This is a genomic window from Phycisphaeraceae bacterium (assembly GCA_019636735.1).
Classification (GTDB): domain Bacteria; phylum Planctomycetota; class Phycisphaerae; order Phycisphaerales; family SM1A02; genus VGXK01.
The window spans coordinates 314,114-338,160 of the sequence record JAHBWY010000004.1; the positions used below are offsets into that span (position 1 = coordinate 314,114).

Here is a 24,047-nt window from a genome sequence, read left to right on the forward strand (position 1 = left end):
AGCCGCTCGGTGTGACACCGGAAGCGCAGCCGCCATGGCGCTGGCCATGACCAGCAGGAAGTTTCGCCGTTCCAGGGTTGGCTCGTCCATCGGAGCGAGCAGGATAGCCGCGTCACTGGCGACGATCTACGCTGCCGGGACATGGATCGTCTGCTCCGCATGATTGACGCGAACGCGAACAGGGCGGCGGAGGGCCTGCGCACCCTTGAAGATCTCGTGCGATTCTCGACGGGGGCTTCGGGGTCGCTGACGCGGCGTCTGAAGGCGCTGCGACACGCCCTGCGAAACGCGATGGCGACCCTCGATCCGCTGGCGATGGCGGCGTGGCGCGATGCGGCCGGCGACCCCGGTGCGCCGGGACAGGGGAGTGAGGACGCCGTGACGGCGTCGGCGGAGCGCGGTGAGTCGCGCGGCGGCTTGGAGTCGCCGACGCGGCGCCACGCGCTCGACATCGCACTCGCGGCAGGGAGTCGCGTGGGCGAAGCGCTGCGAGCCCTCGAGGAGGCGCTTCGGGCCATCGCCCCGGTCGTCGCTGGACGAGTCGAGCGACTTCGCTTCGAGGCGTATGAACTCTCGGCGAAGGTCACTCTTCTCTGCGGTTCGGGTTCAGCCCGGCAGTGGCGCTGCTGCCTGCTGCTGACGGAGTTGCTCTGCCGTCGGCCATGGCGCGAAGTGCTGCATGCGGCGTTGCGCGCGGGCGCTGACTGTGTGCAGGTCCGCGAGAAGTCGATGGCCGATGGCGCCCTCCTTGAGCGAGTGCGCGAAGTGGTCCGCGCGGCGCAAGCCACGGGTGCCGCGGTCATCGTGAACGATCGACCCGATCTCGCCGTCGCCTCGGGGTGTGATGGCGTGCACCTCGGGAGTGATGACCTGCCGATCAGGGACGCTCGGCGAGTCGTGGGCCGCCTGCTCATCGGCGCAAGCACGCACGATCTCGATGAGGCCGCCCACGCGGTCGAAGCGGGCGCTGACTACTGCGGAGTGGGAGCGATGTTCCCGACCTCGACACGCCCTGACCGGACACCGACGGGCGTTCCCTGGCTCAAGGCCTTTCTCGAGCATCACCCGCGAGTGCCTCACCTGGCGATCGGCGGCATCACGCCTGCACGGATTGCGGAACTCGCGGCGGCGGGGTGCCGAGGCGTCGCCGTCTCAAGCGCCATCTGCGCCGCCGAAGACCCCGGTGAGGTCACCGCGCACATTGTGTCGGCGCTCACCGCCCCGCTCGAGGTCTCGAGGTGAGCGCTCCTCTGCACGCAGAACTGGTCTTGCTCGGCACCGGCACGAGCGCAGGTGTCCCCGTCATCGGTTGCGATTGCGAAGTCTGTCGCTCGGATGATCCTCGAGATCGCCGACTCCGGAGCGGAGCGCTGCTTCGATTCACCGATCCCGATGGTGTCGCCCGCGAAGTGCTCATTGACTGTCCTCCCGATCATCGCGAGCAGTCGCTCCGCATTGGGCTGCGGCGCTGCGATGGCATTCTCTTCACCCACCATCATGTCGATCACACCTTCGGTCTCGACGAGGTCCGCCGCTACAACGCGCTCATGCAGGAGGCGATCGAGATCTATGCCGATACGCGCACGCTTGATCATCTCGATCGCGTCTACCGACACATCTTTCGCGCGGCTGAGAATGTGAATGACTCCTTCGTGGCGACCCTCGTGCCTCGTCGCATCGAAGCGGGACGGGCCTTCACTCTGCATGGGCTTCGGGTGCTGCCCATCGAGCTGCTGCACGGCCGTGTGCCGGTCCTCGGATTCAGGTTCGACGGCCCTCCGATCGCGGAGAGCGCCGCCACCGCGCCGGATGAACTCCTGCCGCTCGCCTACTGCACCGATGTGAACTCGATTCCGCCCCCGGCCTGGCCAGCGCTCGCGGGAGTTCGCACCCTCGTCCTCGACATGCTCCGCTTTCGGGCCCATCCGACCCACTTCACCGTGGACCAGGCGATCGCCACCGCCGAGCGGATCGGCGCCGAGCGGACGATCTTCGTCCACATGACCCATGACATTCGCCACGCCGACCTCGATCCGAAGCTGCCCCCCGGCATGCAACTCGGCTTCGACGGCCTCCGGATCGGCCATGGACGGGGTGCGGCCACGGCGGCCGATCCGCTATCATCTTCGCCCTACCCATGGCCAACCTGAGGCAGATCAAGAAGCGCATGGTCGCCGTCCGCACGATCCAGCGGATCACGAAGACCATGCAGATGATCGCGACCGCAAAGTTCACCGCCGCCATGGCGCGAGCGAAGGCGAGTCGCCCGTATGTGGACCGCATCCGCGCGATGGTGGGCGAAGTGGCCGAGGCTGCGGGCGAGGTCAACCATCCGCTGCTTGAAGCGCCGCGCACTTCGTCCGGCAACGATCTCGTCCTCGTGATCGCGAGCGACCGGGGTCTCTGCGGCGCCTACAACGGCCATGTCCTCAAGACCGCCATGGGCGAAGTGAAGCGCATTCGCGCCGCAGGTCGCACCGTGCAGTTGGAGACCAGCGGCAAGAAGTCCGTCGCCTTCTTCAAGTTCGCCAAGGTGGCAATTCAGGCGCGGCATGCCTTCGGCGATCGTCCGAAGTACGACGAGGTCGAGCAACTGGCGGATCGTCTCATCGAGGACTTCCTCGCGGGACGAATCGACTCCGCGCGCGTGGTGAGCATGAAGTTCGTTTCCAACAGCCGCCAGGTGCCAGAGGTGATGCAGCTCCTGCCGATGACGCTTCCGGCGGCCTCGACGGGAAGTGACGCCGCCGCGGGCGGAACTGAGCCGCTCTATGAGTTCAGCCCATCCAGTGGTGCTCTCCTCGACGATCTTCTTCCACGCTGCCTGAAGGTCTCGCTCTATCAGGCGTTCATGGACGCCGTGGTCAGCGAGAACATCATGCGCATGGTGGCGATGACAGCCGCGACCGACAACGCCGGCGGACTTGGCCGCATGCTGCGTCGCAGCTACAACCGTGCCCGCCAGGCGAAGATCACGACCGAGCTCACCGAGATCGTCTCGGGTGCGGCGGCGCTCGAGTAAGTCCGCGAGCCGCTCGCTCCCTGCGGGTCGGCGAAGTGGTCTGATTCAGCGCGACCTGCGCCGCCTGCAGCGCGTCAGCGGCTCCTGACTCGGCCGAACGACGGCTTGCCGATTGCCTCGGTCCCTGTCTCGGTGGTGCCACCGCGATCCGTCATGCCGTAGGCGACTTCGTTGCCCGACTTCTCCCAGGCTCTCAATCCGCCGGTGAGGGTGAAGACATCCCAGCGGCCATCTTCGATCAGGCGCTTGCTCATGGCGCGGGCGACGACATCATCGAAGTCGGTGTCATAGACGACCAGAACATCAAAGTCGCGCAACGGTGCCGCGGCACCGGAGCGCAGGTCGGCGAATGGAACGAGGATGGCGCCGGGAATGTGACCGGCGGCGAAGTCCGCTTCCGTGCGGGGATCGACATAGGCCATGGTCTTCGCCCGGCTGAGCGAGAAGCCGCGGGGTTGGGTGAGCGACTCCGCCTCGGTGACCGTGACCCACTGGATGTCGCGATCGTCGGTTCGGCGGTCACAGCCGACGAGAGCCACCGAGAGGAGGGCCATGGCGAGGAACAGGGGGGCGAGGCGGGCGTGCAACTTCATCGGGTCATCGTGGCCACTTCCCGGGCGCAATGCAAGTTTCGCCGGGCAACCTCGGGCGTCCGGTTCGGCTACAAGTAGGCATGCTGTCGACCCCCAAGGTGGCGTCGGGATTGTTGAACCGTGGCCTCCCGTGCGTAGGGGCGGCCTTGGCCGCACTCGCGTCGTTTCAGTTCGCCACGGCCCAGTTCGCACCGTCAATTCCCGGAGCGGGCGCCCCCGCAGCGCCCGGTGCGGCGCCGACCGCGCGCGATGTCGTTCGTGTGACGCATGCGGGGACTTGGCGAAACGCCGACGGCAATGCTGTGATCGGCGTGCGCTTCACCATGGCGGAGAAGTGGCACATCTACTGGGCGAATCCAGGCGAGAGCGGACTACCCACGACGCTCCACGCCACACTCCCCGCGGGCTGGAGCGCGAGGCAGGTCATCTTCCCTCGCCCCGACACCTTCTCGAGCGATGATGAGACAACCTTCGGCTACGAGGACTCCGCCGTCCTGCTCCTGACCGTGCACGCTGAAGAAGATGCCGGAGGTGGCGCCGCGACCGTGACCGCTCGCTATCTCGTGTGTCGGGGGATCTGCCTTTCGGGTGATGGAGAGATTTCGCTCTCGCTGCCCGATCGTGCCGCTGTCGCGAACTTGCCGCTTCTTCCAGGTGTCGTCGAAGGTCGTTCTCTGCCGAGGCCGCTCTCGGAACTCGATGCCACGATCCGCATCGATGGCTCGATCATGACGATCTCCGCGCCGAAGCTGCCGACGCTCGAGAGCGAGGGCCAGGCCAAAGGCACCGCGGGTGATCCTGCGGCGCCGAAGCCAGACGACCCCAATGCTCCCGAAGCGCCTGCGATGTCGCCCCGGCAAGCCACGGAGATCCGGTTCCTTCCCTTCGACTTGCCCGGGTTTCGACTTCCCGATGGGCTTGTCACCCGCGGGGTTGCCAGGGATGGCGGCTTCCGAATCGCCCTCAGGGTGACCCTCGACTCCAATGATGCTCCGGGGCAAGTTCTTGCTGCTGGAGGACTTGTGACCGTGGGTCCGGGCCGACAGGATCCCTGCTTCGAGTTCTCGGTAGAAGCCGCCGACACCCCGAGGGAGCCGTGATGCACGGCCCAAACTTCGGGACCGCATGACTCGTCGCGGGGCCGCTCGCGAACCATGTGTCGCCGGACGACCTTTGTTGACTCACACCTTTGCAGGAGAACCCATGACTCGAAACCCACTCGCACTTGCATCGCTCGCACTCGCATTCGCTTTCGGTGGTTCAGCCTTGGCTGCTTCCGCGCCGCTCGGTGCGCAGAACCAGGGCTCCGGCGGTGCCGGTCACAAGTCGACCGACTCTGACGGAACGAAGAAGGAGAAGAAGGACGGAAGCCACGATGGCAAGGCGGTGGCCAAGGTCGGCGAGAAGGCTCCCGACTTCCACTTCACCGATCTCGATGGCAAGAGCCACAGCCTCGCCGAGTTCTCGGGCAAGACGGTCGTGCTTCAGTGGATGCATCCCGGCTGCCCGATCTGCCGCGCGAAGTTCGAGGGCGGCGCCGTGAAGAAGATGATGGACGAGATTCACAAGGTCGACGCCGACACCGTGTTCATCTTCGTGAACAGCACTCGCACCGAGGATGGTGGTTCGGTTGATGCGAGCCGCAAGTACCTCGAGAACAACAAGATCGAGGGGATCGCCTTCTGGGAGGGCCAGGGCACGGTCGGTCGTCTCTATGACGCCAAGACCACTCCGCACCTCTATGTCATCGACAAGAAGGGCGTGCTTGCGTACGCGGGCGCAATTGACGATGACCGCTCCGGCAAGAAGGGCGTGAACTATGTCGTCGAGGCCGTGAAGGCGCTCAACGAGGGCCGCACGCCGTCTCCTGCAACGACCAATGCGTACGGCTGCACGGTCAAGTACGCGAAGAACTGAGGTCGACTGCGGGCCGTACGGATCGGCTCCACGCCCGCAATCAACAGACCTGGCACGGAATGACAAGGGCCCCGTCGAGAGACGGGGCCCTTTCTTCATGTCCAAGTTTCGGTAGACAACCGGCGGCGCCGAGAGATGCGCCAGCCGATTCAGACCGCAGGATCGAGATTGACCGGCATCACCACATAGGTGAACTCGGCGCCGGCCTTGAGCACGCCCGGCTTGTTCGGAGCCTTGAGCTCGATGATGACCTCGCCTGGATCGATCACCTTCAGGGCGTCAGTCAAGTAGTTGGGATTGAAGCCGATTTCGATGGGTTCGCCCTGATACTTCTCCATCGGGATGGTGACTTCCGCTTCGCCGAGTTCGGGAGCCCGGCTCCGAAGCACCAGCGACTCGGTCGAAAAGCTCATGCGAACGCCCTTGCTCTCCTCATTGGTCAGGAGCGCCGCGCGCCGCACGGCGCTGCCGAGCGCATCGCGGTCGAAGGTGATTCGCTTGTCGTGATCCTTGGGAATGACATCCTCAAAGGGCGGGAAGGTGCCCTCGACGAGTTGCGAGACCAGCAACGCCGCGTCGGCACCGGTGCCGACGCGGAACTGGATGCGAGTCTCCTCGCGAGCCACAGTCACGGGGGCCGCCGGATCGGTCATCAGGCGGTTCAGAATGTTCATCGTCTTGGTTGGCACGATGGCGCGGAAGTCACCTTCGCCCTTGGAGCAATCGCCTCTGGCGACTGCCAAGCGACGGCCATCGGTCGCCACCATGCGAAGACGCTTGCCAGTTCGATCGATGAGGACTGCGTTGAAGGCGTAGCGACTCGTGTCCATGGCCGTCGCGAAGAGCGTCCGGGCCACCAATCGCCGGAACTGCTCCGCGGTGGTCTCGAAGTCGGTCTTCGACTCGGGGAGTTCGGGGATCTTCGGGAAGTCCTTCGGATCATGGAAGTAGATCCTGTACTTCGCATCCTCGCCGCGCAGGATCATCGAGTTCCCCTGCATCTCCAAGGTGAGCGTTGCATCTTCACTCGCGCGCACGATCTGGAGGAGCTTCTCCCCGGGCACCAGCGTGTCTCCCTCGTGCTGCACATCCACCTGCGGAACGCTCACGGCAACGCTCACCTCGGTGTCGGTCGCTCGGAGCGTCAGCAGGCCGTCCTTGGCCGTCACCCGAACGCAGGCGAGCGCCGGGGAGGTGTTGCGCGGGGCCACGACGCCGACGGCGGTGGTCAGCGCATCGAGGAGGTGGGTGCGGTCACAAACAACTTTGAGAGTGTCGGCCATGGTGTGTTTCTTTCATGCTCCCCAGCGGAGGCTGGGAGTGTACCCGCGACCGCTTGGCGCTCCCTCGGCCCGGTGGAATGGTCGCCGGCGGGGGGCTACCGTGAAGGAGATGTTTCTCGCCATCCTCAAGGGCCTGAATCACTGGTTCGCGCTGGCTGCATTCTGGGGATACCTCATCGCCTTTGCCCTTGCGTTCACCATGGTGGTGGTCGTCTTCCCGGTCGGGGCGCTCTTCATGCTCTTTGCGGCGATCTTCACGCTGCCGGTCGTCGTAGGGGTGTCGATGAGCCTGGCCGCACTGGAGCGCGCGTGGATGCGGCGATGGCTGCGCGCCTCGCGCTGCCCCGAGTGCCATGCCGAAGCGTCGGTGCACCGATGGGTCCGGCCGGACATCGCCTTTGAGGATGAATCGCTGCGCGGACCGCAGGATCCGCCCTGCTATGAGTGCGGCCGCTGCGGCGCCCTCTTCTCCGAGTCAGGCGAAGGTGTGCCCGGTCCGTTGGCGGCGGCGTGATCGATCACCTCGCGCACCTGCGCACCAAGGTGCGGATTGCCGGCGAAGACGATCATCTGTCCGCAGGGGAGCACTTCGATGAGGATCTTTGTGCCCGTTGCCGCCACGGAGATTCCCTGGGTGTCGTTCGAGCCAGCCTTCAGAAGGGCGCGGACAAGATCTCGAAGCGTATGGTGATCGCCGGGACCCAGCAGCAGTGGATCGCGCGTGTTGAGCTCCACCGATGCCATCTGGTCGATGGCCTTCCACGGCGCGTTCTCCGCCATCTCGAATGAGACCGCATCGAAGACATCGCGCCAGTGTCCCACCGGGATGAGCAGCACAGGATCGATTCGAAGCTTGTGAACCACGCCTTCGACGATGGCGGGCATGGCCTCGCGCGGGACACGAAGCACGGTGCCAGGCAGCGTCGCGGCGAGGCGATGGTCATTGGCGGCGACATCGATCACCACCACTCGTTCGTCCTCGAGAAGCCCGAGATGGAGTTCACGATCGTTGCGATCGGCCTCCTCCAGCCCCTGCAACTGAAGGGCGGGCCACGCTTCCGAGTAGCTGATGAACTCCACCGTGTGCTCCTTCGCGCCCGAGAGATGTGTCGGCGTGACGGTTCCGGACTCCCGATCAATGTAGCGGATGATCGCGATGATCCCACGGGGCGGTGTAGGATCGTCCATACGGCGGCCTCGTCGAGCCCTCGCCGTCCGTGACACTCATGCGAACGCTCCTCTTCGTCTGCACAGGGAACACCTGCCGTTCACCGATGGCGGAGGCGATCGCGCGAAGGCTTGTTGAAGAAGGTCGTGTTCCGGGTGCCGAAGGGCTCTTCATCGCCTCCGCGGGCGTTGCGGCGGGGGATGGGATCCCGATTTCCGAGGAAGCCGTGGTGGCGCTGCGCCGCCTCGACATCGACCATGATGGAACCAGCAAGCGTCTCACCCCGGAGATGGCCCGCCGGGCGACCATCCTGGTGGGCATGACCGACGGCCATGTGGCGGAGATTCGGCGACTTCTGGGGGAGGGATTTGCCGAGGCGGGCCGGGGCGGATCGGCGAAGGGGGACGGGCCGCCCCCCTTGGTTCGCGTAGAACGGCTGAACCCCCGGGGAGGTGTGGAAGATCCGGTAGGCATGGGGCAGCCTGCGTATGATCGTCTGGCGAGGCAGTTCCTGGATCTCCTTCCCGGTCGCCTCGCTGAATTGCTCGCACCATGAAAGTCGCTCTCGGCGCCGATCATCGCGGACTCGCAGTGGCTCATGCGGTTGTGTCGCAGCTTCGCGCCGATGGCCATCAGGTCGAACTCCTCGGGGAAACATCCGGCCAGCCCTGCGACTATCCCGACTCCGCGTTCATGGTCGCCTCGGCGGTCGCCCACGGGAAGGCTGACCGGGGTGTGTTGATCTGCGGCACGGGAATCGGCATGTGCATCGCGGCGAACAAGGTGCGCGGCATCCGAGCGGCCTTGGCTCAAGATGAACTCAGCGCCCAGTTGAGTCGCACGCACAACGATGCGAATGTCCTCTGCCTCTCCGCCGATCTTCTCGGGCAGGCGCTGGTGAAGCGCATCGTCGAGGTGTGGTTCAGAACCACCTTTGAGGGTGGCCGCCATGCGAGGCGCGTCGAGAAGATTGCCAAGATCGAGGAGGGGTGGGACCCGGGGCAGCGCAACGGCGTCTACCGCGAGGCTCCGACGCCCCAGCCCGAAAGATCCGAGAAGCCGTCACGGTCGCAGCGGAGTTGAGCGCTTCGGCAGTGAAACGCCGATCCAACCTGGTGGGCTCCGGTTCGTATGAAGACGAATCGATGATGCCCCGAAGGATCGGATCCATGGCCGCCAGAAATCGACTGACACCGCTTGCGCGGGCTCGCCTGATTGGAGCCGTGGTGATCTGGTGCGCGCTGGTGGTCGGCACGGTGGTGAGCGCACCCTTGTCGTCGGTCGGTGGAGCGCTCTGGACCTCACTGCTCCGCGAGGCGACATGGAGTCAGCCGGACGCTCTGCCGCCCTTTGCGGAGCCTGCAGATGTCGATGCGATCGTGCTGCGCCTGCGTCTTGAGCAGCAGATGAGCGTGGCGCGGGCGCTGTCGGTGCTGCGAGCCCACTTCGAGGTCTTCCGCGAGCGATCGGGCCTTATGGCTGATGAACTGCTGAGCTGGCGCACGCGAGGGGCCCTCGCCTGGCATGGTGTGGAGGATGCCGTCACGCGGGAGGGCGGGCGGCGTCGCGCGCTCGTGCGTGAGCGCTTTGAGAGAATCGTGGCGAGCGAGCGCGACTTCAGAGAGGCCGTGGCCGAAGCTGAGGAGCGACTCGTCCTTGAGCTGCACGCGGACCGCGCGCGGGCGCTCGCTCGCGTGCGAGGTCACTTGGCTCACTCCGCGTCGACTTCCGGGGCGGAGGTCATGGCGCCCACGGAGTTGGAGCGCCTCGCCTCGCGGCTTGATAGGGCGCTCCTGCAACAGGCCGATCGATCGCTGCTCTCCGCGATGAGCACGCTGATCGGCGCCACCGTGGTGACCGAAATCGTGGCGATGGGCACGAGCGCCGCCGTCGTGAGTGCTGCGGGTGGTGCGGCGTCGGGTTCGTTCATTCCGGTGGCGGGGACGATTGCGGGCTTCGTGGTGGGCCTTGCGGCAGGTGTCGCGGTCGACTGGTGGATGAGTGACTCAGCGCGGCATGTGGTGCGCGAGCGCATCGAGGTGGCCATCGACGCCCTCGAACGGGCGCTCATTGAGGGCGATGGCGCGCCTTCGGGCAGCGGCCTTCGAGATCGCTTCGAGAAGGCGGCGGAGCAGGATGCTCTTGCCCTCGAATCACAACTGGATCGGTGGTTGAAAGGAGCTCGACGATGATCCCCGGATTGAGCGGAGCGCTGGCGGTGGGGGTGCTTGCAGCCACGCTCGCCCAGGGGGCGACGGCGCTGCGGGCGGTGGCGGAACAGGTTCTCGAGCGAGTCGGAGCGACCGGCGGTCGGGCTGCAGTGGTGCAGCTTGAGAGGGCGGGAGGCCGTGCCGCCGTCGAAGCCGTGCTCGTTCAGGCGGAGCGGGAAGGCGGCGAGGCGCTCGTGCGGCGCACGGCGACGCTCCTGTCCGAGGCGGGTGCTCCGGCGCTCGGTGTCATCAGCCGGGCGCCGGCTCGCGCGATCGCGGCACTCGACGGCTTGTCGGGGGAGACGCTGAAGCGAGGTGTGGCGGCGCTTGAGCGTGAGCCGGCCATTCTTTCGATGTCCGGCGACCTTGCGCGCCGCGCGGTCGCGACCGAGGCGCGCCTGCCGGGTGTCGGCGCGACCATTGTCGGCTCGCTTGGTGATGACGGCGCGCGAATCGCATCGCAGCTCACCGAGGCACAGGGAGTGTCGATGGCCCGATGGTCGAAGGATGTCGCATCACTTCCCGCGAAGGAGCGGGGGAGTGTGCTCGCAGCGCTTGAGAAGCGACCCGGCGTGGTCCTCGACTATCTCGATCGCCACCCTGGCGTGCTCGTCGGTGCTGCGGCCATTTCGGCGGCGGCGGTCATCGAGATCACCGCGCTGGTGAGCGGGCAGGAGGGACCGGTGTCCGCGGCGGTCCGAGGTGGGACGAAGATCGCCGAGGAGGCGCTGTCGACACCTTTGGCGATCATCGTCACGCTGGCGGGCGTCGCCCTCGTGGCGCTCGGATCCCTTTGGTTCCTGCCGAGCGTGCTCAGGCGCTGGAGGCGCGCGGCGCCCGCCGAGTGAAGCCCTCGGCCAGCTCGGTCAGCAGGCGCACGCCCCATCCCGTGGGACCGGTGACATGGAGGTCGGTCTCGCGTTCGACGCTGTCGACTCCAGCGATGTCAATATGGGTCCAGGGGATGTCGTCGTCGACAAAGAAGCTCAGGAACGCGGCGCCCTGGATCGGATGAGCGCTGCGCTGCGGATTCGAGTTGATGAGATCGGCGTGCTGGCCACGCATGAAGTCGCGGTGCTCCTTCCAGAGCGGCAGGCGCCAGATGCGCTCCCCGCTCTCCGACGAGGCTTCTTCCAGTCGGCGACGAAGAGAGTCATCCTCGCAGAAGTACCCCGCGCTGAAGTGCCCAAGCGCCACCACGACGCCGCCGGTGAGCGTGGCGATGTCGACGATGGCGGTCGGCTCGATCGAGCGGCATGCGTAACTCAGGGCGTCGGCAAGCACCAGTCGTCCCTCGGCGTCGGTGTTCGTCACCTCCACCGTCACGCCGTTGTGCATGGTGATGATGTCATCGGGGCGATAGGCGTCGCCGCCAATCATGTTCTCCGCGACCGCAAGGATGCCAGTCACGCGGACGGGGAGCTTCGCCGTCGCGATCGCCTGCATGGCGCCGAGCACGGCCATGCCGCCCATCTTGTCGTACTTCATCCCCTTCATGCCGTTGTTCACCTTCAGGCTGTAGCCGCCGGTGTCGTAGGTGATGGTCTTGCCGACCAGCACGAGGTGTTCGCCGCGGGCGCCGGGTGCGGGCTTTCGCGGCGTGTGGGTGAGCATGACGAGCGCCGGCTTGCTGACGCTCGCGCGACCGACATTGACGAGCCCGCCCATGCCGAGGCGCTGCGCCTGCGTCGCATCGATCACCTTGAAGCCGAGTCCGTGCGACTTCGCGAGCGCCCGCGAGGTGCGCACGACCCACTCCGGATGGCAGATGTTCGGCGGCGTGGCGCCGAGGCGACGCGTGAGGTTGACAGCGTCGCCAAGTTGGAGACCGCGCTGAAGCCCGGCGTCGAAGTCGGCATGGCCGCTGGCGAGGGCGAGCGGCGGCAGCGGGGCATGTCGACGCGAGGCCTTGCCGTCGAACTCATCGAATCGCCAGTTGGCAAGCGCCATGCCCTCGCCAAAGGCGTGACCAAGGCGCTCGAGGTCGATGGCCTCCTTGCGCGAGCGGGCGGGCCACTCGGGAAGCTCGATCGTTGCGGCATGGACCCCCATGCGATCGAGCGCCCGGACCAGTTTCGCGCCTACGCGACGGAACGACGCGGTCGTGAAGGCCTCTTCGGCACCAAGGCCGACCGCCACGCCGTCCCGTCCGAGGGCGATGGTCTCGCCGATATCTCCCTTGAAGCCTGCGGTGTCAAGCGCGCGGAGCCGGAGCTGTTCGACGGAAGTTCCCCCTTCGAGCGCACGACCCTTTCCACGACGGCTCTTGCGGGCGACGGCGCTGCCTTGTGCGCCCTTGGCACGGCCGCGTCCGGTCGAGGCGGAACCCCTGGAGAAGATGGTGACGACTGGCAGCGCCTTGGACACCGAGCGGATGGAGATGGACTTGAACATGGGGTGCGGAGTGTAGGTGCCACCGGGCCCTCGGACCTTTGGCCAAGCCTCGTCGAATGGTCACGGAGCGTAGAGTTCCCATTCGATGAAGGGCCTTGACGCGACATCAACCCACCGCCCGTTCGAAGTGATCGTCATTGGCGGTGGTCACGCCGGTGTTGAAGCGGCGTGGGTGGCGGCCAACATGCTGGCCGGCCGCGGCGAGGTCGCGCTGATCACCATGGACCCCGCGAAGATCGGCGCGATGAGCTGCAATCCCGCGATTGGTGGCCTCGCGAAGGGCCAGATGGTCCGCGAGATTGATGCACTCGGGGGAGTCATGGGACTCGCCGCCGACGCGACGGGCATCCAGTTCCGCATGCTCAACATGTCGAAGGGCGCGGCGGTTCGAGGGCCGCGCGCCCAGTGCGATCGTCACGCCTATGCCCGCGAGGTGCAGCGCCTGCTCGGGACACGGCCGAATCTCGCGGTGATCGCAGGAACGGTTGAGGAATTGATCGTCGAGCGGGGCGAGGTGCGGGGTGTGCGCATCGCGGCCGCCAAGGCACATTCCTCACCGTCGGGTGATGGCGCGCACGCGCCATGCGGCGCACCGCAAGTTCATTGCGCCAGCACTTCGACAGCCTCGGAGGCACGCGCCTCCGCGGGCTCGGAGACGGTGCTTCTCTCGGCCAAGGCCGTCATCCTGACGACCGGCACCTTCATGCGGGCACTGATGCATACGGGCGATCGGCGCGTGGCCGGAGGCCGTGTCGGTGAAGGGAGCGCCGTGGGCATCGCCGCGGCGCTTCGTGCCCTCGGCTTTGAACTCGGTCGATTGAAGACGGGCACACCACCGCGACTTGCTCGCGCGTCGATCGACTGGGATGCACTGCCGGCCCAGCCGGGCGACACCCGGCCCGTGCCCTTCTCCGATCTCTCGCCGACAGCGCTCATCGACGGCCGCTTCCCCGTGCTGCCGCAGGTTGAGTGTCGAGAAACACGCACGAGCGCCGCGATCCATGAGCTGATCCGCGCCAATCTGCACCGCGCCCCGATGTTCAGCGGCCAGGTCGACGCGGAGTGTGGGCCTCGCTATTGCCCCTCGATCGAGGACAAGGTCGTTCGATTCGCCGATCGCGCGGCGCACCATGTCTTCCTCGAGCCTGAGTCACTCGAGACGAGTGACATCTACTGCAATGGCATCAGCACCTCGCTGCCGGAGGAGATCCAGCTCCAGATCGTCCGAGCGCTTCCGGGTTGCAGTCGAGCCGAGATTGTGCGCTATGGCTACGCCGTCGAGTACGACATGGTCTGGCCCCACCAGATCGATGCGACGGGGGAGACGAAGCTCGTGCGCTCGCTCTATCTGGCGGGGCAGATCAACGGCACCAGCGGCTACGAAGAGGCGGCGGCGCAAGGCTGTGTCGCGGGCATCAACGCCGCGCGGCGGGCGCTCGGCAGCGATCCCGTTCGATTCGGGCGCGACGAGGCTTACCTTGGTGTCCTGATGGACGATCTCGTGACGAGAACGCCCCGCGAGCCCTACAGGATGTTCACAAGCCGTGCGGAGCATCGCCTGCGACTGCGGGCCGACACGACCGATGAGCGACTGACCCCGCGCGGCAGAGACCTGGGGACGGTCTGCGATCTGAGATGGAGGCTCTTTGGGGAGCGGCAGTGTTCGCTGGCGGCCCTTCGAGAAGCGATGCGAGCCGCCCGGGTCGATAGTGCCCCGCTGGTTGACTGGATTCGACGAGCTGAGCCGAGTGCCAACGAAGTCCTGCGCCATCTCTCGCGCGCCGACGCGGGCAGCGAACGAGGCGATCGGTTCACGGCTTGCGCCTCGTTGGATAACGCCTCAGGACCAGCGTCGCCGATCACCGTTGAACAGGCGCATGCGGAGCGCCTTCGACTCGTCGAGCGGCTCATCCACGATCTGCGCTACGAGGGCTATCTGCGTCGGCAGGACGCGGAGATTCGGCGTCTGCACGAAGCGGAGCGGATGCTCATTCCGGAGGCGCTTGAACCGTCGTCGATCCGAGGCTTGCGTCGCGAGGCGGTCGAGGTGCTCGGTCGCTTCCGACCTCGAACCATGGGGCAGGCGTCGAGATTGGCCGGAGTCAATCCCGCCGACATGTCGCTGCTCGCCGTGGCCATCGAGCGGCAGCGACGCCGAGCGCCCTAGAGCGAGGTCCCGGCTTCTTTCGCGTAGGATTCTCCTCGCCATCCGGTTGATGGAGTCTCGTCGGCCGGATGCTCGATGCTCGCGAGCGGGTTGCTCGCGACCCTCAAGCCGCCGTAGCTCAATTGGCAGAGCGCGTGATTTGTAATCTCGAGGTTGCCGGTTCAAGTCCGGTCGGCGGCTTTGCAGCGTACGACGGTGCGTTCTCTACACTCCGTCGTCGTGAGTGTGGATGAGGTCATCGCGACCGTGGTGTCGTTGATCGTGGCGCTGCCCTTCTGGTTGCGCATCGTCGGTCGCGCGATTTCCGTCAATCCAGCCATTGCGCGCGGGCCGATGCGGTGGGGGCTCTTGCTCCTACCGGTGCTGACAGTGGCGCTCCTGCTTCCACTGTTGCACCTCGTTGCCTCCCATGATGTTCGGAACGATCCGCGGTACCTCTCGATGTACACCGTGATGGGGTTCGGATGGGTCTCCCTCTGGGTGGCGACGCTCCGCCTCTCCGGGCTTCAGATCGCGGATGTGACCGAGCGGCGGAATCCCGGCGCGCTGCTCATGTACCTCGGCGCTGTCATCGGCTTCGCCTGTGCATTCGCCGGCGCGAATGTCGGGGACGGACCGGGGTGGTGGGTGGTGACCTTCGCGGCGGTTCTCTCGAGCCTTGCTCTCTGGGTGGTCATCATCTCGGAGCACTTCATTGTGCGGGTCGATCATCGCGTCCTTGTCGATCGCGATGTTGGTGTCGCCCTTCGACTCGCCGCGGTGATGATTGCTGCCGGCGTGGTTGGCGGGCGCGCCGTCGCGGGGACATGGGTCTCGTTCGAAGCGACGCTGACTGACTTTCTCGAAGTGTCGTGGACGCTGCTCCCCCTGATCGTGCTCGATGCGATGGTGACGATCGTGACCCGCATGGGTGTCTCGCGCACGCCGCTGGTGCTCGATGGGCTGCTCGCGCTCCTCTACCTAGGTGCTGCGATCGGTTTCGTGATCTGGTTGGGCATGCCGCCATGATCGTCTCCGGTGAAGGCGTCGCGCCGCAGGAGTGGAGTGTGACGCCGCTTGACCCCGCGCGCGTCCGGCAGCTTCGGCGACAGGCCATCTTTGTCGCGGGCAAGCTCGATCCACAGGCCTTTGATCGCTCGGCCATCGCGCCCTTTGCAGTGCGACTCAAGGCAAGCACATGGGCGACGCTGGCGCATTCAGCGGAGCAGGCGTTCGCGGAGTTGCTCGAAGTCGAGCGAGCACTGGCGACCGACGCGCGCGCCTGGCGCTGGCTCGACATCGACCCGGTGCTTCGGAGAGTGCTTGATCGAGCGCGCGAGGCCGGTGGACGCCGCGATCTGCGCGTCGCTCGCTTTGACTTTCACCCCACGGCCGATGGGTGGCGCATCTCCGAGGTGAACGCCGATGTGCCGGGGGGTTACATCGAGGCGGGCGTTCTGACGCGCTTGGCGGCGGAGTTCTTCCCCGAGTGCGATGCTCCGCCCGACCCGGCGGAGGTTCTCGCCAAGGCGGTCTCGAACTCGCTTGCGGGAGGAACGGTGGCGCTCGTCCACGCGACGGCGTTCGTTGATGACCAGCAGGTGGTCCGAAGAATGGGCGAGGCGCTTGCGCAGCACGGCGTGGCGAGCGTGATGGCGGCGCCCGATCATCTTGAAAGGGGCCAGGGTGGCGGTCCGGTGCGCCTCGCCACAACCGGACAGGCGGTGGACGGCGTGATCCGCTTCTATCCCGGTGAGTGGCTCTCGGTTCTGCCGCGTCGCGGGGCGTGGGCGCGAGTCCTTGCGGATCCCGCACTGCCGCAGGTGAATCCGCTCACGGCGCTGCTGCTCCAGAGCAAGCGACTTCCAATCGTCATGGAGCAACTCGGGCTCTCGGCACCGTGCTGGAGCGCCCTCACACCGCGGAGTGCGGCGATTGGCGCGCGCCGCTTTGCATGGCATGTCACGCCACCTGGCTGGGTTCTCAAGCCGGTCTGGGGCAGGGTCGGCGGCGGTGTGGTCGTGCATGGGGCAACTCCCTCGCAGGATGTTCGTGATGCGGAGCACTCCGCGCGGCTCTGGCCGAGGTCATGGGTCCTTCAGGAGCGCTTCACACCGATGGCGGTCGAAGCGGGCGATGACGCGAACGGCAGTGGGGGTGAGCCCTCGCCGAGCGCGCGGGGGCGCGTGCCGAGTAGACCGACCGCGGTCACTGATCCGCGCGAGTCGAGTCTGCCTTCGAGTCAAGTTCATCTCTGTCTCGGCATCTTCGTCGTTGAAGGGCGGGCGGCCGGCGTGTATGCGCGAGCGAGCGAGCGAGCCCTCATCGATGGTCGTGCGATGGATGTTCCCGTGCTGCTCGATCGCGAGAGTGTTCGGCCGCAGCGCCTTCGCGAGTCCCACCGCCGTCAAGGAGTCCCGGCATGACACGATCAGAGAAGGCGCTCCAACTCTTCGAAGTCTGGGCGCCCGATGACAGTCCCTGGTCCGACTGGGCGAAACCGGTGCTCTTCACCTACGCCGCCGAACCGAGGCCGCCATCGCAACCATCGCCAACACCGCCGCCGCCACCATCGCCACCAAGTCCGCCGTTGGCGGGCACGGAGTCGGATTCGCCCACTCCCGATGACGCCCTTCTGCAGCCCGTTCCACTGCCGATCGCCGAGCCGGCATCTGCGCCGAAGGTGATCTCGCTCGAAGCGCGCCTGTTGCCCGACCCGGCCAGCCACTGTGCGCTGGTGATCGACCTGCCCGGTCCGGCGAGTTTCCATGCTGGCGTCGTCGCTGCGCAGCGCGGCTATCGACCGGTGCCGCTGCACAACTGCACCGCGGGTCCGGCGCCCGGCAGCTTCGCCGCGGGGTTCCAAGCGGCACAGAGCAACGATCCTTCGGCACCGCCTCGCACCAGCAGCGGCTCCGATCTCGTTCGAGTTGATGCTCTGATCGCGGCTCTGCTTGAGGCGACGGCGCAACTCGAGAAGGTCCGGATCGATCCACTCGCTCCGCCAGCCTTCCTCATCGACTCCGCGCGACTCGACGGAAAGCCAAGCTACGGGATGTATGACAATCGCTGGCTGCTCTTCCCGCAGGACATGCCCTCGGGCCGCATGCTGCGGTCTCAGGGCATCGAACGGGTGCTCGTCATTCGCGAGCGGGGCGATGTGATTCACGACCTGCGCTCCATTCTGCGAGGCTGGAAGCGCGAGATGCTTCAGATCGAGAAGCTCTCCCTTGCGGACGGCGCTGTAACACCGATGTCCATCGAGCTGTCGCGCTTCGCAGCATTCGGGGACTATGTGATGCAGTTCCTCATCGGCCTTCGAACGAACAGTGGCGGGGGCTTCGGTGGCCGGGTGCCGGATGTCTCCTCAAGCGGCGGGTTCTCGTGAACCGCGAAGCGGGGTCGTCCCGCACTTGATGAAGCGCCTCGGTTGGAGCCCCGAGTTGCGAGAAAGGCCTTTCCGGGAATGACAAGAGCCGCCCGATGGGGGCGGCTCTTATCGTTCATCGGGGTGACAGGATTTGAACCTGCGACCTCTTGGTCCCGAACCAAGCGCTCTAGCCAAGCTGAGCTACACCCCGTGAGGGTGTTCCATCGACGCCACGGGCATCGATCGAAGACGGAGGAGCATACGCCGCCATGGTGGTCGCTGCTCCGAGAAATGGGCGGTGAGGGATTCGAACCCCCGTAGGCATAAGCCAGCAGATTTACAGTCTGCCCTCGTTGGCCACTTGAGTAACCGCCCGAACGGTCGAATTGTCCCGCCCGGATGGGCTGAGAAGCCTACTGCCCGCTGAGAACTCGAGCAACTGCATCCTTCGCCGGGATTGTCGATGGACAGCCGCTCGACCACGGCTACAGTTCGCTTCGAGGCTGTTGGCAGGCTTGCCGACAGCGGGCAGCCGCAGCGTCTTGAGGGAGGGTGTGGGTAGGGATGTTTGGACTTCAGAGAGTGGGTCATCGAGCGGGCGCCGTTGTCGCTGCCCTTGGTGGTTGCGTCGTCGTCGCGGTGGGTCCTTCCCAGGCTGGCGTTGTCTTCACTGATGTCACTGCCGGGGCGGGCATCTCGATGACCTATCAACCTGCGCCGCTGCTCATTCCCCGCGCACAGGAGTGGACCCTCGGCGGTGTCTCGATCGGCGACTTCAATCGTGACGGGTGGCCCGACATCTTCGTGATGCGCGGAGGGCAGGGACCCGATCGCCTCTATATCAACAACGGCAACGGCACCTTCACCGATCAGGCGGCGGCATGGGGCGTCGCCCAGACGCATGGCGGCGCCAGTTGCTGCGTGGGTGACTTTGATGGCGATGGATGGCCCGACATCTATGTCACCAGCTTCGGGACCGTCGCGAACAACCAGGGGCAGGTCGGCAAGAATCGCCTCTACCGCAACAACGGGAACGGCACCTTCACCGATGTGGCGGTCGAAGCAGGAGTGGCCTTCACCGGCATGATCATTCCCTCGGGTAACGGCTGTGCCTTCGGTGACTATGACCTCGACGGGCATCTCGATCTCGCCGTTGCCGCGTGGAGCGGAACTGCGGAGGGCAATCGCCTCTTCCGTAACAACGGGAACGGCACCTTCACAGATGTGACAGGTGTCGCCGCGGTCATTCCCCCGGCGACCTGGGGCTTTCAGCCGGCGTTCGCCGACATGGATGGCGACGGCTACCCCGAGCTCCTCTTCGTCGGCGACTTCCACACCACCGCCTACTTCGTGAACAATCGCGACGGGACATTCACGAACGCGACGCAGTCCGCGGGCGTTGGCATCGAGTCCTTCGGCATGGGGCAGTGCATCGGCGACTTCAACAACGACCTCAAGCTTGACTGGTATGTGACGAGCATCTTCCAGGACTTCCCGAACCCCGGGAACTTCAACGGAAACACGCTCTACAGGCAGATCGGACCGCACCAGTATGAGGAGCACGCGGGTCCGGCGGGCGTGAAGGACGGGGGCTGGGGCTGGGCCACGCAGGCCGTGGACATCGACCATGACGGCTGGCTCGATCTCATCGAGGTCAATGGACGCAACGCCGGCGAGTGGCTGAACGAGCCCGAGTACATCTGGCGGAACAACGGCAACGGCACCTTCACGGAAGTGGTGCAAAGCCCCTGGAGCCTCTTTGCCGGTGATGCTCGGACCCTCGTGCTCTTCGACTATGACCGCGACGGCGACATGGATCTGGTGATCATCTACAACTCCAATGGTCCCTTGAAGGTCTATCGAAACGACACGACCCCGATCGGCCGCTGGCTCCAGATTGGGTTCAACACCATGGACAACCCGCGTGTTCCTCCCTTTGGACGCGGAACGCGGGTCATCGCGAAGACGGGAGCCCAGTCACGCTTGCGCTATCTCGACGGCGGCCACGGCTACGGTGGTTCGAGCGAGGAGCTGATCCACTTCGGGCTGGGCAATGCTCTGGTCGTCGATGAGCTCGTCATCGAGTTCCAGCCGGGCTACACGAAGACCCTCTTCAATGTTCCGACCAATCAGCGCCTGGTCGTGACGCCGCCGAACATCGCCGATCTGGACGGCGATGGAGTTGTCGGTGGCGCTGATCTCGCGCTTCTGCTGGGATCATGGGGGCCTGTGACCGACAAGCCCGCGCGACTCTGCGATCTCAACAACGATGGCGTGGTGAACGGAGCCGACCTGGCGATTCTGCTGGGCGAATGGACTCCCTGAGATCTACGCGGGCGAGCACCGCGCCGCCCCCCCCGCGATCGCGTTCGTGGTGCGGTCTCCTGATCACGAAGTGACGCTCAGTCGCGTGGTCCCGTTGCCGTTCACGGTGTAGATCCTGAGCCACTTCGCCGCGGCCCGTGGCGTGCGGTGCTTGCGGCTTCGGGATCGCAGCCAGACATGAATGAGATACATCGTGACGGCCACCGCCAGCGTGACGGCCAGGGCGATTCCAATCTGGTGCGAGAGCTTTGTGACTCCGGCGCTTTCGGCAGCCTTCGCGGCGAACCAGCCGATCGAGAGCTGCATCGAGACGGTGATCATCACACACGAGAATTCCACAGCAAGGAACTTCCACCACGGCATGTGCATGATGCCGCACATGGTGATGACGGGGATCCGCGTGCCGGGAATGAAGCGGGCCGCGATCAGCACGAAGGCCCCGCGCACATCGATCTGGTGCTTGACCTCGAGCAGTCGCCGCGGATGGAGCAGGCGCTTGAACCAGCGGCTGTGGAGGAGTCGGGTGCCGAAGACCCGACAGAGCCAGAACCAGCCGGCATCGCCGACGATGATGCCAAGGTACGCAAAGAGTGCGAACTGCCAGAAGAGCCGCACAGAGTGCTGGGGATCGCCCGCGGCAAGGAACCCCGATGGAATGAGCACCATGTCCTCGTTGACATGAATGCCGACCGCGGATCCGGCAAAGACGAAGAAGACACTGACGGGCCCGTACTTCCTGATCGCCTCTTCGAGCCACTCCGGAAGACGGTCACGGCCTGTCTCGGTGGTGGGGCGCCAGGTCGTGTCGGGCGCTGAGCCATCACCATCCCAGGTGGCAGGCGGGAGGTGATCGCCCTGCTGTGCGCCAGGGTTCGGCGCGTCGATTTCATTGAGCCCGTGCGCGGGCTCGGAGTGCCCCGCGGCGATAGCTCCGCCCGCACCAAGACAGAGTGCAAGCACGATCAACGCGACGGAACGCAGCGGCCGCATGGGCGGCGAGAGTATATCCCTGCAAATGGTTCGGTCAGCCCTTGCGAACTTCGGAGGGAATTCGCATTCCGTAGAAGCTGCGGTAGACGAAGAACAAGGCCACCAGGAAGAAGAAACCGCCGATCCAGTTCTTGTACTCCTGCACCTGCGGCTGGATGGCAATCTCCACGGCGAGCAGGCCGAAGAGCGTGGTGAACTTGATCACCGGGTTCAGGCTGACCGAGCTGGTGTCCTTGAAGGGATCGCCGACGGTGTCGCCAACCACGGTTGCCGCGTGCAGGTCGGTGCCCTTGGCTCGCATCTCGACCTCGACGATCTTCTTGGCGTTGTCCCAGGCGCCGCCGGCGTTGGCCATGAAGATCGCCTGGAAGAGGCCGAAGAAGGCCATCGCGACGAGGTACCCGATGAAGAAGTACGGGTTGAAGAAGGGAAGACCCAGCGCGAGACAGAAGATCACGATGAAGATGTTGACCATGCCCTTCTGCGCGTAGACCGTGCAGATGCGCACCACCTCCTTCGAGTCCTCGACACTCGCGGCCGCCTTGTTCAGATTGATGTTGTTCTTGATGAAGACGACGGCGCGGTAGGCGCCGGTGACCACCGCCTGGGTGCTGGCCCCGGTGAACCAGTAGATCACCGAGCCGCCGATCAGCAGCCCCAGCAGCACCTCGGGCTGGACCAGGCTCAGCTTGCTGACGACGCCGCCGAACTCCTTGTCAAGCAGCAGGATGATGCCGAAGACCATCGTTGTTGCGCCGACGACGGCCGTTCCGATGAGCACGGGCTTGGCAGTCGCCTTGAAGGTGTTGCCGGCACCGTCACCCTTCTCAAGCTGGTGCTTGGCGGATTCGAAGTCCGGATCGAAGCCGAAGTCGCGCTTGATTTCCTCGCGGATGCCCGGAGTGCTCTCGATCCGGCTCAGCTCGTAGACGCTCTGGGCGTTGTCGGTGACCGGCCCGAAGCTGTCGACGGCGATCGTGACCGGGCCCATGCTCAGGAAGCCGAACGCGATCAGGCCGAAGGCGAAGATCGGCGCGGCGAAGTCATACTCGACCGGCATCAGCGCCTGAATGTCCGGACGCAGCGAGGCCCACCAGCCCACAGCCATGAGCAGCGCGATCACCAATCCCTGCCAGAACGCGGAGAAGTTGCCGGCGACGAAGCCCGAGAGGATGTTCAGGCTGGCCCCACCCTGCGCCGAAGCATTGACCACTTCGCGCACATGACGACTGTTCGTGCTCGTGAAGATCTTCGTGAACTCGGGGATGAGTGCACCGGCCACGGTTCCGCAACTGATGATGAGGGAGAGGACCCACCAGAGCTCGGTGAAGGTGTGCGTGACCGTGGCGGTGGTGACGGCGACGCCTTCGACTACGGCCCCCGGCGTGGTCAGGGTTGCTGGAGCGGCATCGACCACCATCGTGGTCGTTTCGGAGATGCGGCCGAGCAGCAGCCAACTCGCGGCAAAGGTGATCACGATCGAGATGATCGAGGTGATCCACACCAGCGAGGTGAGCGGCGCCTCCTCGTGGAAGTCCTTCTTCCCGGCGTACCGGCTCTTCGAGATCGCCTCATTCAGGAAGTAGCTCGCGAGGCTTGTCACGATCATGAGCGCTCGCATCGTGAAGAGCCAGACGATGAGGGCGGCGCACATGCTGCTCTCGCCCAAGGCGAGGGCGAGGAAGGCCACGAGCGCCACGCCGGTCACGCCGTAGGTCTCAAAGCCGTCGGCGGTCGGGCCGACCGAGTCGCCGGCGTTGTCGCCGGTGCAGTCGGCAATGACGCCGGGGTTCTTGGGATCGTCCTCGGGGAGCTTGAAGACGATCTTCATGAGATCGGCGCCGATGTCGGCGATCTTTGTGAAGATGCCGCCGCAGATGCGCAGGGCGCTTGCGCCGAGCGACTCACCGATCGCGAAGCCGATGAAGCTGGGACCGACCAGTTCCACGGGCAGGTAGGTGAGGATCGCGATCATGAAGAAGAGCTCGACGCTCACCAGCAGCAGGCCCACGCTCATGCCGCTTCGGAGCGGGATGCCGAGGACCGGCAGGAAGTCGCCCTTCAGGCTGGCAAAGGCCGCCCGGCTGTTGGCGGTGGTGTTGATGCGGATGCCGAACCACGCCACCGCGTAGCTGCCGAGGATGCCGAGAACGCTGGAGAGGAGCACCACCGTAACGCCGCTCCAGCCCATCCAGGGATGCTTGTCGTCGGCGGCTTGCTGCCCCAGGATTCCGAAGTAATAGAGGATGCAGGCGCCGATGAGCACCCAGAGGGCCATCAGGAACTTGCCCTGCTGGATCAGGTAGCTCTTGCAGGTCTCCCAGATGATGTTCGACACCGCCGCCATGCTCTTGTGCACGGGCAGGGCCTTCGTCTGCACATACTGGTACCACCCGAAGATGGTCGCCACGACGCAGATCAGCAGCCCCATCATCATGAGGTAGCCGCCGTGGATCTGGAAGTTGCCGACGTTGTAGACCGCGTCAGCAACCGGCGGGACGCGGATGTTGGCCTCGCCGGCCATCGCAGCCCCGGAGAGGGCCAGGGCGAAGAGTGCGGCGGGAGCGACGATTCGCGGAAGTGTGAGTGTTCGCATGGTGGTTGTGAAAGGGCGAGAATCTAGCAAAGT

The 24,047-nt window shown here is 65.6% G+C and carries 21 protein-coding genes and 3 tRNA genes; 16 read left to right on the top strand and 8 right to left on the bottom strand.

Annotation, left to right across the window (positions count from 1 at the left end):
* The first annotated feature begins 141 nt into the window (after positions 1-141).
* Genes thiE through atpG form a run of 3 tightly spaced genes read left to right on the top strand, consistent with a single transcriptional unit; the run spans position 142 to position 3,022 of the window.
* Positions 142-1,242 carry a thiamine phosphate synthase gene (gene thiE / locus KF724_07370; GenBank protein ID MBX3355504.1) on the top strand — a complete coding sequence of 367 codons (1,101 nt, stop codon included), beginning with the start codon at positions 142-144 and terminating at the stop codon, positions 1,240-1,242.
* Positions 1,239-2,150: an MBL fold metallo-hydrolase gene (locus KF724_07375; GenBank protein MBX3355505.1), complete on the top strand. Its 912-nt coding sequence runs from the start codon at positions 1,239-1,241 to the stop codon at positions 2,148-2,150. The genes thiE and KF724_07375 overlap by 4 nt, the downstream gene beginning before the upstream one ends.
* Positions 2,138-3,022 (top strand): ATP synthase F1 subunit gamma, encoded by an 885-nt coding sequence (gene atpG / locus KF724_07380; protein MBX3355506.1) that lies wholly within the window; start codon positions 2,138-2,140, stop codon positions 3,020-3,022. Before KF724_07375 ends, atpG begins: the two co-directional genes overlap by 13 nt.
* A 74-nt stretch (positions 3,023-3,096) precedes the next feature.
* Here the strand turns inward: atpG and KF724_07385 are convergent, their stop codons facing one another.
* Positions 3,097-3,615: a rhodanese-like domain-containing protein gene (locus KF724_07385; protein ID MBX3355507.1), complete on the bottom strand. Its 519-nt coding sequence runs from the start codon at positions 3,613-3,615 to the stop codon at positions 3,097-3,099.
* 146 nt (positions 3,616-3,761) lie between these two features.
* Between KF724_07385 and KF724_07390 the strand changes: the two genes are divergently transcribed.
* Positions 3,762-4,715: a hypothetical protein gene (locus KF724_07390; GenBank protein MBX3355508.1), complete on the top strand. Its 954-nt coding sequence runs from the start codon at positions 3,762-3,764 to the stop codon at positions 4,713-4,715.
* A gap of 103 nt (positions 4,716-4,818) precedes the next feature.
* Positions 4,819-5,532, top strand: coding sequence for a redoxin domain-containing protein (locus KF724_07395; protein MBX3355509.1), 714 nt, complete (start codon positions 4,819-4,821; stop codon positions 5,530-5,532).
* 149 nt (positions 5,533-5,681) lie between these two features.
* Here the strand turns inward: KF724_07395 and dnaN are convergent, their stop codons facing one another.
* Positions 5,682-6,815, bottom strand: a complete 1,134-nt coding sequence (gene dnaN / locus KF724_07400) for a DNA polymerase III subunit beta (protein ID MBX3355510.1) — start codon at positions 6,813-6,815, stop codon at positions 5,682-5,684.
* A 109-nt stretch (positions 6,816-6,924) separates the two neighbouring features.
* On the opposite strand from dnaN, the gene KF724_07405 reads away from it, so the two are divergent.
* Positions 6,925-7,329 (top strand): hypothetical protein, encoded by a 405-nt coding sequence (locus tag KF724_07405; protein MBX3355511.1) that lies wholly within the window; start codon positions 6,925-6,927, stop codon positions 7,327-7,329.
* Here the strand turns inward: KF724_07405 and KF724_07410 are convergent.
* On the bottom strand, positions 7,254-8,003 hold the full coding sequence (locus KF724_07410) for a hypothetical protein (GenBank protein ID MBX3355512.1): 750 nt from the start codon (positions 8,001-8,003) through the stop codon (positions 7,254-7,256). The genes KF724_07405 and KF724_07410 overlap by 76 nt on opposite strands.
* Positions 8,004-8,032: 29 nt before the next feature.
* On the opposite strand from KF724_07410, the gene KF724_07415 reads away from it, so the two are divergent.
* The 4 genes from KF724_07415 to KF724_07430 all read left to right on the top strand — a co-directional run bounded on the left by KF724_07415 (position 8,033) and on the right by KF724_07430 (position 11,041).
* Positions 8,033-8,539, top strand: coding sequence for a hypothetical protein (locus tag KF724_07415; protein MBX3355513.1), 507 nt, complete (start codon positions 8,033-8,035; stop codon positions 8,537-8,539).
* The gene (gene rpiB / locus KF724_07420; GenBank protein MBX3355514.1) at positions 8,536-9,066 is read left to right on the top strand and encodes a ribose 5-phosphate isomerase B; all 531 of its coding nucleotides are present in this window, start codon (positions 8,536-8,538) and stop codon (positions 9,064-9,066) included. Before KF724_07415 ends, rpiB begins: the two co-directional genes overlap by 4 nt.
* An 86-nt stretch (positions 9,067-9,152) precedes the next feature.
* Complete coding sequence (locus KF724_07425; protein MBX3355515.1) at positions 9,153-10,175, top strand: hypothetical protein; 1,023 nt, start codon at positions 9,153-9,155, stop codon at positions 10,173-10,175.
* Positions 10,172-11,041 (top strand): hypothetical protein, encoded by an 870-nt coding sequence (locus KF724_07430; protein MBX3355516.1) that lies wholly within the window; start codon positions 10,172-10,174, stop codon positions 11,039-11,041. The genes KF724_07425 and KF724_07430 overlap by 4 nt, the downstream gene beginning before the upstream one ends.
* On the opposite strand, the gene KF724_07435 is transcribed toward KF724_07430, so the two are convergent.
* Positions 11,007-12,587: a leucyl aminopeptidase family protein gene (locus tag KF724_07435; GenBank protein MBX3355517.1), complete on the bottom strand. Its 1,581-nt coding sequence runs from the start codon at positions 12,585-12,587 to the stop codon at positions 11,007-11,009. The two genes, KF724_07430 and KF724_07435, sit on opposite strands and share 35 nt — an antisense overlap.
* Before the next feature lie 85 nt (positions 12,588-12,672).
* On the opposite strand from KF724_07435, the gene KF724_07440 reads away from it, so the two are divergent.
* From KF724_07440 to KF724_07460, 5 genes are all read left to right on the top strand, one after another.
* Positions 12,673-14,754 (top strand): tRNA uridine-5-carboxymethylaminomethyl(34) synthesis enzyme MnmG, encoded by a 2,082-nt coding sequence (locus KF724_07440; GenBank protein ID MBX3355518.1) that lies wholly within the window; start codon positions 12,673-12,675, stop codon positions 14,752-14,754.
* Between the two features lie 107 nt (positions 14,755-14,861).
* A tRNA-Thr gene (locus tag KF724_07445) sits at positions 14,862-14,934 on the top strand.
* A gap of 39 nt (positions 14,935-14,973) precedes the next feature.
* Complete coding sequence (locus KF724_07450) at positions 14,974-15,762, top strand: hypothetical protein (protein MBX3355519.1); 789 nt, start codon at positions 14,974-14,976, stop codon at positions 15,760-15,762.
* The gene (locus KF724_07455; protein MBX3355520.1) at positions 15,759-17,159 is read left to right on the top strand and encodes a glutathionylspermidine synthase family protein; all 1,401 of its coding nucleotides are present in this window, start codon (positions 15,759-15,761) and stop codon (positions 17,157-17,159) included. Before KF724_07450 ends, KF724_07455 begins: the two co-directional genes overlap by 4 nt.
* On the top strand, positions 17,156-18,121 hold the full coding sequence (locus tag KF724_07460; GenBank protein ID MBX3355521.1) for a hypothetical protein: 966 nt from the start codon (positions 17,156-17,158) through the stop codon (positions 18,119-18,121). Before KF724_07455 ends, KF724_07460 begins: the two co-directional genes overlap by 4 nt.
* A gap of 118 nt (positions 18,122-18,239) precedes the next feature.
* Here the strand turns inward: KF724_07460 and KF724_07465 are convergent.
* Together KF724_07465 and KF724_07470 are read right to left on the bottom strand one after the other, a co-directional pair.
* Positions 18,240-18,314: transfer RNA gene (locus KF724_07465), tRNA-Pro, on the bottom strand.
* Between the two features lie 81 nt (positions 18,315-18,395).
* Positions 18,396-18,478: transfer RNA gene (locus KF724_07470), tRNA-Tyr, on the bottom strand.
* Between the two features lie 207 nt (positions 18,479-18,685).
* Between KF724_07470 and KF724_07475 the strand changes: the two genes are divergently transcribed.
* On the top strand, positions 18,686-20,428 hold the full coding sequence (locus KF724_07475) for a VCBS repeat-containing protein (GenBank protein MBX3355522.1): 1,743 nt from the start codon (positions 18,686-18,688) through the stop codon (positions 20,426-20,428).
* Between the two features lie 63 nt (positions 20,429-20,491).
* Here the strand turns inward: KF724_07475 and KF724_07480 are convergent, their stop codons facing one another.
* Both KF724_07480 and KF724_07485 read right to left on the bottom strand, forming a co-directional pair.
* Positions 20,492-21,418: a DedA family protein gene (locus KF724_07480; protein ID MBX3355523.1), complete on the bottom strand. Its 927-nt coding sequence runs from the start codon at positions 21,416-21,418 to the stop codon at positions 20,492-20,494.
* 34 nt (positions 21,419-21,452) lie between these two features.
* Complete coding sequence (locus KF724_07485; protein ID MBX3355524.1) at positions 21,453-24,014, bottom strand: sodium/proton-translocating pyrophosphatase; 2,562 nt, start codon at positions 24,012-24,014, stop codon at positions 21,453-21,455.
* Positions 24,015-24,047: the final 33 nt, after the last annotated feature.

Excerpts from the sequence above, each read along its gene's own strand:
- KF724_07385 (MBX3355507.1), bottom strand. The coding sequence starts at position 3,615 with ATGAAGTTGCACGCCCGCCTCGCCCCCCTGTTCCTCGCCATGGCCCTC.
- dnaN (MBX3355510.1), bottom strand. The coding sequence starts at position 6,815 with ATGGCCGACACTCTCAAAGTTGTTTGTGACCGCACCCACCTCCTCGAT.
- thiE (MBX3355504.1), top strand. The coding sequence starts at position 142 with ATGGATCGTCTGCTCCGCATGATTGACGCGAACGCGAACAGGGCGGCG.
- KF724_07410 (MBX3355512.1), bottom strand. The coding sequence starts at position 8,003 with ATGGACGATCCTACACCGCCCCGTGGGATCATCGCGATCATCCGCTAC.
- KF724_07425 (MBX3355515.1), top strand. The coding sequence starts at position 9,153 with ATGGCCGCCAGAAATCGACTGACACCGCTTGCGCGGGCTCGCCTGATT.
- rpiB (MBX3355514.1), top strand. The coding sequence starts at position 8,536 with ATGAAAGTCGCTCTCGGCGCCGATCATCGCGGACTCGCAGTGGCTCAT.
- KF724_07455 (MBX3355520.1), top strand. The coding sequence starts at position 15,759 with ATGATCGTCTCCGGTGAAGGCGTCGCGCCGCAGGAGTGGAGTGTGACG.
- KF724_07480 (MBX3355523.1), bottom strand. The coding sequence starts at position 21,418 with ATGCGGCCGCTGCGTTCCGTCGCGTTGATCGTGCTTGCACTCTGTCTT.
- KF724_07435 (MBX3355517.1), bottom strand. The coding sequence starts at position 12,587 with ATGTTCAAGTCCATCTCCATCCGCTCGGTGTCCAAGGCGCTGCCAGTC.
- KF724_07460 (MBX3355521.1), top strand. The coding sequence starts at position 17,156 with ATGACACGATCAGAGAAGGCGCTCCAACTCTTCGAAGTCTGGGCGCCC.
- KF724_07395 (MBX3355509.1), top strand. The coding sequence starts at position 4,819 with ATGACTCGAAACCCACTCGCACTTGCATCGCTCGCACTCGCATTCGCT.
- KF724_07440 (MBX3355518.1), top strand. The coding sequence starts at position 12,673 with ATGAAGGGCCTTGACGCGACATCAACCCACCGCCCGTTCGAAGTGATC.
- atpG (MBX3355506.1), top strand. The coding sequence starts at position 2,138 with ATGGCCAACCTGAGGCAGATCAAGAAGCGCATGGTCGCCGTCCGCACG.
- KF724_07430 (MBX3355516.1), top strand. The coding sequence starts at position 10,172 with ATGATCCCCGGATTGAGCGGAGCGCTGGCGGTGGGGGTGCTTGCAGCC.
- KF724_07405 (MBX3355511.1), top strand. The coding sequence starts at position 6,925 with ATGTTTCTCGCCATCCTCAAGGGCCTGAATCACTGGTTCGCGCTGGCT.
- KF724_07485 (MBX3355524.1), bottom strand. The coding sequence starts at position 24,014 with ATGCGAACACTCACACTTCCGCGAATCGTCGCTCCCGCCGCACTCTTC.